The 6,216-nt window shown below is 66.4% G+C and carries 5 protein-coding genes; all 5 read left to right on the top strand.

The window, feature by feature from the left end; all coding sequences use genetic code 11:
• Positions 1–121 precede the first annotated feature (121 nt).
• From RTH74_RS20510 to RTH74_RS20490, 5 genes are read left to right on the top strand one after another with little or no spacing between them, the layout of a single operon-like run.
• Positions 122–1,069, top strand: coding sequence for a DUF58 domain-containing protein (locus RTH74_RS20510; protein ID WP_106735519.1), 948 nt, complete (start codon positions 122–124; stop codon positions 1,067–1,069).
• On the top strand, positions 1,066–1,560 hold the full coding sequence (locus tag RTH74_RS20505; protein ID WP_316915870.1) for a DUF4381 domain-containing protein: 495 nt from the start codon (positions 1,066–1,068) through the stop codon (positions 1,558–1,560). Before RTH74_RS20510 ends, RTH74_RS20505 begins: the two co-directional genes overlap by 4 nt.
• Positions 1,553–2,557 (top strand): VWA domain-containing protein, encoded by a 1,005-nt coding sequence (locus tag RTH74_RS20500; protein WP_316915869.1) that lies wholly within the window; start codon positions 1,553–1,555, stop codon positions 2,555–2,557. Before RTH74_RS20505 ends, RTH74_RS20500 begins: the two co-directional genes overlap by 8 nt.
• Positions 2,554–4,314, top strand: a complete 1,761-nt coding sequence (locus RTH74_RS20495) for a VWA domain-containing protein (protein WP_316915868.1) — start codon at positions 2,554–2,556, stop codon at positions 4,312–4,314. The genes RTH74_RS20500 and RTH74_RS20495 overlap by 4 nt, the downstream gene beginning before the upstream one ends.
• On the top strand, positions 4,311–5,951 hold the full coding sequence (locus RTH74_RS20490) for a BatD family protein (RefSeq protein WP_316915867.1): 1,641 nt from the start codon (positions 4,311–4,313) through the stop codon (positions 5,949–5,951). The genes RTH74_RS20495 and RTH74_RS20490 overlap by 4 nt, the downstream gene beginning before the upstream one ends.
• Positions 5,952–6,216: the final 265 nt, after the last annotated feature.

Below are 6,216 nucleotides of genomic sequence, written 5' to 3'. Positions count from 1 at the left end.
GTCTCCCCTCTCCCACTTGCGGGAGAGGGGTCGGGGGAGAGGGCAGCGAAACGCTCCACCTTCTCCCCAGCCCTCTCCCATAAATGGGCGAGGGAACACGGCAGGATGGCGTGAGATCGATATGTCCAGCCCAACCCCGGCACCCGGCATCCATATCACCCTCGGCGAGCTGATCGACATGCGCCACAAGGTGCATGAGGTGCCGCTGTTCTCCACCCCGGCCCGGCGCAGCCCGCTGATCGGTCTGCATCACTCCAAGCTGCGCGGCCGTGGCGTGGACTTCGACCAGGTACGCGTCTACCAGCCGGGCGACGACGTGCGCACCATCGACTGGCGCGTCACCGCGCGCACCCAGGAGCCGCACACCAAGCTGTTCCACGAAGAGCGCGAGCGTCCCATCTTCATCATCAGCGAGCAGAGCCAGCGCCTGTTCTTCGGCTCCGGCCAATGCTTCAAGTCGGTGCTGGCCGCTCGCGCCGCTGCGCTGATCGGCTGGGCCGCGCTGGGTCACAACGATCGCATCGGCGGCCTGGTGTTCGCCGACAACGAGCATCACGAGGTCAAGCCACGGCGCAGCAAGCAGAGCCTGCTGCAACTGCTCAACCTGCTGGCCCGCGCCAACCAGGCGCTCGGCCCGGAAAGCCAGGCCAACACGAGCCGCGACAATTTTGGCCTGGCCCTGCGTCGCGCCCGCGAGGTGCTGCGCCCGGGCAGCCTGGTGATCGTGCTCTGCGATGAGCGTGCCCTCAGCGACAACGCCGAACAGCAACTCACCTTGCTCGCACGCCACACGGATCTGTTGCTGCTGCCGCTGTCCGATCCGCTCGACCACGCCCTGCCGGCCGCCGGCCTGCTGCGTTTCACCCAGAACGGTGCGCAGCTGGAGCTCGACAGCCACAACGGCGACCTGCGCCAGGCTTATCGCACCCAGGCCCAGGCCCGTGAGGCACGCTGGCAGCGCCTGGCACAGAAGCTGGGCGTGCCGTTGCTGCCGCTGAGCACGCAGTTCGAACTGGTCGAGCAATTGCAGGAGCAGCTCAGCAGCCTGCACGCGAGAAAATCCCTATGAATCCCATCGACCAGTTGCAGCCGCTGATCGATCCAGCGCCCGTGCCCTGGTGGCCACCAGCACCCGGCTGGTGGTTGCTGGCTGTGCTCTTGCCACTGCTGGCTTGGGGCCTGTGGCGCTTGCTGCGCAATTGGCGACGCCGTCCGCCAAAGGTGGCGACACAGCAAACACTCGACCCACTGCGCCAGGCTGCGCTCGACGAACTGTCGCGTCTGAGCAAGCCCTTCGACGGCGCCCCGGCCGGCCCCTGGCTGCAGCAGCTCAACGCCCTGCTCAAGCGCCTGTGCCGCGAACGCTATCCCGAGAGTGCCAGTCACACCCTGAGCAGCCGCGCCTGGCTGGCGTTTCTCGATAACCGCTGTCCGGCGGCGGGTCTGACCCGCTGGATGATACTCGTCGACGGCAGCTACAGACCGCAGTGCACGCTGAGCGACAAGGCCATCGTGGAGCTCGATCAGGCCATCGCCACCTGGATTCGCAAGCATGTTTGAGTTCGCCTGGCCCTGGGTCTTTCTGCTTGCGCCGCTGCCCTGGCTACTGCGCGTGCTGCTGCCGCCGGCCGACAGCGGTGATGCGGCGCTGCGCGTCGGCTTTCTCGACGAATTGCAGGCCCTGAGCGGGCGTCGCGCCCGTGCTGCCCTGCCCAGCTGGCGCCAGCAAGCGCCACTGGTGCTGCTCTGGTGCCTGTTATTGTGCGCTGCCGCCCGGCCACAGTGGGTCGGCGAACCGCTGCCGCTGCCCGCCAGCGGCCGCGATTTGCTGCTGGCGGTGGACGTCTCCGGCTCCATGGATTACGCCGATATGCAGTGGGATGACGAGCCAATCAGCCGCCTGGAGCTGGTCAAGCGCCTGCTCGGCGATTTCATCGAAGGCCGCCGTGGCGATCGCGTTGGCCTGATCCTGTTCGGCAGCCAGGCCTATCTGCAGGCGCCGTTGACCTTCGACCGCCACACCGTACGCACCTGGCTGGACGAGGCGCTGATCGGCATCGCCGGCAAGAACACCGCCATCGGCGATGCCATCGGCCTGGCGGTCAAACGTCTGCGCCAGCGCCCGGCGCAAAGTCGCGTGCTGGTGCTGATCACCGACGGAGCCAACAACGGCGGCGAAATCGATCCGATGGTGGCTGCGCAACTGGCCGCCGATGAAGGTGTGCGGATCTATGCCATCGGCATCGGCGCCGACCCACAGCAAAGCGGTGCATTCGGCAGCTTCGGCTTCAGCGCGTTGGACCTGGACGAAACCAGTCTGCGCGCGATCACTGACGTCACAGGCGGTGAGTATTTCCGCGCACGCAATCAGGCCGAGCTGACCCAGATCGAACAGACCCTCGACCGCCTCGAGCCCGTCGCCCAGCAACCCACCCTCGCCCGCCCGGCCCAGGCACTCTATGCCTGGCCACTGACGCTGGCGCTGCTGGGCTCGTTGCTGCTGGTTAGCCAGGTGCTCTGGCCTGACCTGCTACAGCGGCTAAGGAGGCGTACATGAGCATGCTCTGGCCGGAATGGCTGCGCCCATTGTGGCTGCTGGCCGCGCCCTTGCTGGCCTGGTTACTCTGGCGCCTGTGGCATCGCGAGCGCCAGAGCGGGCGCTGGCAACTGTTGCTGCCCCCTGTATTCCATCAGGCGCTGCTCAAGGGCGGCAGCGGCCGCTCCAGCAAGCTGCCCTGGCTGGCACTCGGCCTGGCCTGGCTGCTCGCCGTCCTGGCGTTACTCGGCCCCAGTTGGCAGCGCGTCGAGCAGAGCAACCAGAAGCCTGCCGACCCACTGTTGATCCTGCTCGAACTGACGCCGCAGATGCTCGCAACCGACGGCCGCCCCAACCGTCTGGAACAGGCTCGGCGCAAGTTACTCGACCTGCTCGAAGCCCGTCGCGACGCGCAGACGGCGATCATCGTTTACGCCGGCAGCGCACACAGTCTGGTGCCACTGTCCGATGATCTGGCCACCAGCCGCAACCTGCTGGAAGCGCTTAAACCGTCGCTGATGCCGGAGCCGGGCCGACGCGCCGACCTGGCCGTCGCGCGCGCGCTGCAACTGCTCGACCAGGCGCAACTGGGCCAGGGCCGACTGCTACTGATCACCAGCGCCCTCGATGAAGAGGAGCGCAGCGGCATCCAGCAGGCACTGGAGAAACGCTCGGTACCGCTGCTGGTGCTCGGCGTGGGCAGTCGCGAAGGCGCGCCAGTGGTGCAAGAGGACGGTAGCTTCCTCAAGGACTCGCGCGGCGCCATCCTGATCCCACGCCTGGATGCGCGCGGCCTGCAGGAAACCGCCGAGGCCCATGGCGGCCGCTATGCGCCGATCCGCCTGGACGACGACGACCTGCGCCGCCTGGGCCTGCTCGATGGCCCGCAGGCCATGCGCGCGGCAGGTGAGCCGACCTTGCTCGACAGCCATATCGACCAGGGCTACTGGCTGCTGCTGCCACTGCTATTGCTGGCCGCCTGCGCCGGGCGCCGCGGCTGGCTGTTCTGCCTGCCACTGCTGCTGATGCTGCCACCACAAAGCAGTCAGGCCTTCGAATTCGATGACCTCTGGCTGCGCCCCGATCAGCAGGGCCAGCGCCTGCTGGAAGCACAACGCCCTGACGAGGCCGCCCAGCGCTTCGTCGATCCGCAGTGGCAAGGCAAGGCTCTCTATGAGGCCGAGGATTACTCTGCCGCCGCAGAGCGTTTCGCCAAGGGCGACAGCGCCATCGATCACTACAATCGCGGTAATGCCCTGGCCAAGGCCGGTGAACTGGAAGCGGCGCTGGATGCCTATGAGCAGGCCCTGGAACGCCAACCGGAGCTGGCTGCCGCGCAGCACAACAAGGCCCTGGTGGAAGAAGCGCTGCGCCAACGCGAGAATCAGCAGCAGTCAGGCAATAGCGACTCGGGCCAGCAGCAGGAACCTGCCAACGAGCAACCGGAGGCCAATGAGTCTTCGACCGGCCAACCTGCCGAGAACAATACCGCGCAACCCGCCCAGCCAAGCAGCTCCGGCGATAACAGTGCGCGCAGCGAAACACAGGGCAGCGCCAACGGCGCCGGTGAAGATGAGGTGCGACCCACCTCCGGCAGTGAAACCCCGGATGACGCCGAGCCCGTCGAGCAACCGCGCACGGAAGCCGACCTGGGCACCGCGGCAGAACGTCGGCAAGCGCTGGAACAATGGCTGCGGCAGATCCCGGACGACCCGGCGGAGCTGCTGCGGCGCAAATTCTGGTATGAACAGCAACAGCGTCAGGACTCGAACCGATGAAGCGTCTGGTCTTCCTGCTTCTTCTAGTGCTCGCGGGGCAGGCCCATGCCGAAGCCTTTTTCGCCAGCGTCGACCGCACTCGCCTGAGCGAAGGCGAAACCGTGGTACTGACGCTGGAGTCGACTGACCCGACCCGCTTCGGTCGGCCCGACCTGAGCCCGCTGGAGAAAGACTTCGAGGTACTTGGCAGCCGTCAGGTTAACCGTCTGAGCAGCATCGGCGATGCACCGCGCGCCAGCACTCGCTGGATCCTCACCCTGCAGCCGCGCCGCAACGGCGAGGTGACAATCCCGGCAATCCGCCTGGAAGACGCCGAAACCCTGCCAATCACGCTGAATGTCGAGGCAGCCGTCAGCGCTGGCGATGGCGAACAACTGGCACCGGTATTCATCGATGCCAGCCTCGATCAGGACAACGTCTACGTCCAGGCTCAGGCGGTGCTGACCCTGCGCATCTACCACTCGGTGTCCATGTACGACGACAGCAGCCTGACGCCGCTGCGGCTACCCGATGCCCGCGTCGAACAACTGGGCGAACCGCGCACTTACGAAAAGAGCATCGGCGGCGTGCTGCACGGCGTGATCGAGCTGCAGTACGCCATCTATCCGCAACGCAGCGGCGAGCTGGTGATTCCCGGGCAGACCTTCAGCGCAACCCTGGTCGACCGCTCGCGCAGTACCGACTTCCTGCCATTCGGGCCACGCACCGGCAAGGTCTCACGGGTCAAGTCCCCCGATATTCCGTTGCAGGTCAAACCCAAGCCGGCTGACTACCCGGCCGATGCGCCCTGGCTGCCGGCGCGTGCGCTGGGCCTGGCGGAAACCTGGAACCCGCAACCGGAGCAGAGCCAGGTCGGCGACTCCCTGACCCGCCGCCTGATTCTCAAGGTCGACGGACTTTCCAGTGCCCAGTTGCCGCCATTGCCGGCGACCCAGGTCGACGGCCTGCGTCGCTACCCGGATCAGCCGCAGATGAGCGACCAGAAGAGTGAAACCGGCATCATCGGCACCCGCGAGGAACGCGAGGCGCTGGTGCCCAATCGCAGCGGCAGTTTCGAGCTGCCGCCCCTGGAAGTGCTGTGGTGGAACACCCAGACCGACACACTGGAGCGCACCACCCTCTCCGCCCGCACACTGCAGGTCGCGGCAAACCCGCAACTGCAGAGCGATGAGCAACCCAATACACCGATGGTGACGACCCAGGTGATTGAGGGGCCGGAGCTGTGGCCCTGGCAATTGGCCTGCGCGCTCTTGAGCGTAACCACGCTGCTCGGCTTCGGCTTGTGGTGGCATGCCCGCCGGCAACCGGCGATCCAACGCGCGGCACAAGCAGGCCCCAGCCCACGCACACTGCTCGACGACATCAAGCGGGCCTGCCAGACCGGCGATGCCCAGGCCACGCGGCATGCACTCGACGCCTGGGCGCGGCAACAGCCGGAGACACTCGCGGATATGGCCGCGCGCTATGTGCCGCTGTCGGATGCGCTAGATGGTCTCAACGGCGCGCTATACAGCGAAACCGGCCAGCAATGGCAAGGCGAAGAGTTGTGGAAAGCGATTCGCAACCTGCCCGATGTGCAGGAGCCGACTGCTACGCCGCAAGACAGCAGCGCGCTACCACCGCTGTATCCGCGCTAAGCGCGCGATGGGCTTACAGGACGTGCAAGTGGTAGGGTGGGCTAAAGCCCACCAAAAGCGGCTGACCTTGGTGGGCTAAAGCGGATCGCCACCCGGCCCCACCCTACTTCACACGCCGCCCAATCGACCATGGCACTGATACCGACTGAGACTTCGCTTTGCCGTGGCCAGTAGCCGAGGCGGGGCTCCTGCGAGCTGGCAGCCATCCAGCTGTCGATTTCCCGCCTCATGTGCCGGCCAAGCATAAAAAAACCGCGGCTCAAGG

This window comes from Pseudomonas sp. zfem001 (genome assembly GCF_032621725.1).
Lineage (GTDB): Bacteria > Pseudomonadota > Gammaproteobacteria > Pseudomonadales > Pseudomonadaceae > Aquipseudomonas > Aquipseudomonas sediminis.
Note: the sequence above shows the minus strand (reverse complement) of the source record. Positions and strands in the feature narration are given on the sequence as shown.

Coding starts and splice junctions, on each gene's coding strand:
- RTH74_RS20510 (WP_106735519.1), top strand. CDS start 122: ATGTCCAGCCCAACCCCGGCACCCGGCATCCATATCACCCTCGGCGAG.
- RTH74_RS20505 (WP_316915870.1), top strand. CDS start 1,066: ATGAATCCCATCGACCAGTTGCAGCCGCTGATCGATCCAGCGCCCGTG.
- RTH74_RS20500 (WP_316915869.1), top strand. CDS start 1,553: ATGTTTGAGTTCGCCTGGCCCTGGGTCTTTCTGCTTGCGCCGCTGCCC.
- RTH74_RS20495 (WP_316915868.1), top strand. CDS start 2,554: ATGAGCATGCTCTGGCCGGAATGGCTGCGCCCATTGTGGCTGCTGGCC.
- RTH74_RS20490 (WP_316915867.1), top strand. CDS start 4,311: ATGAAGCGTCTGGTCTTCCTGCTTCTTCTAGTGCTCGCGGGGCAGGCC.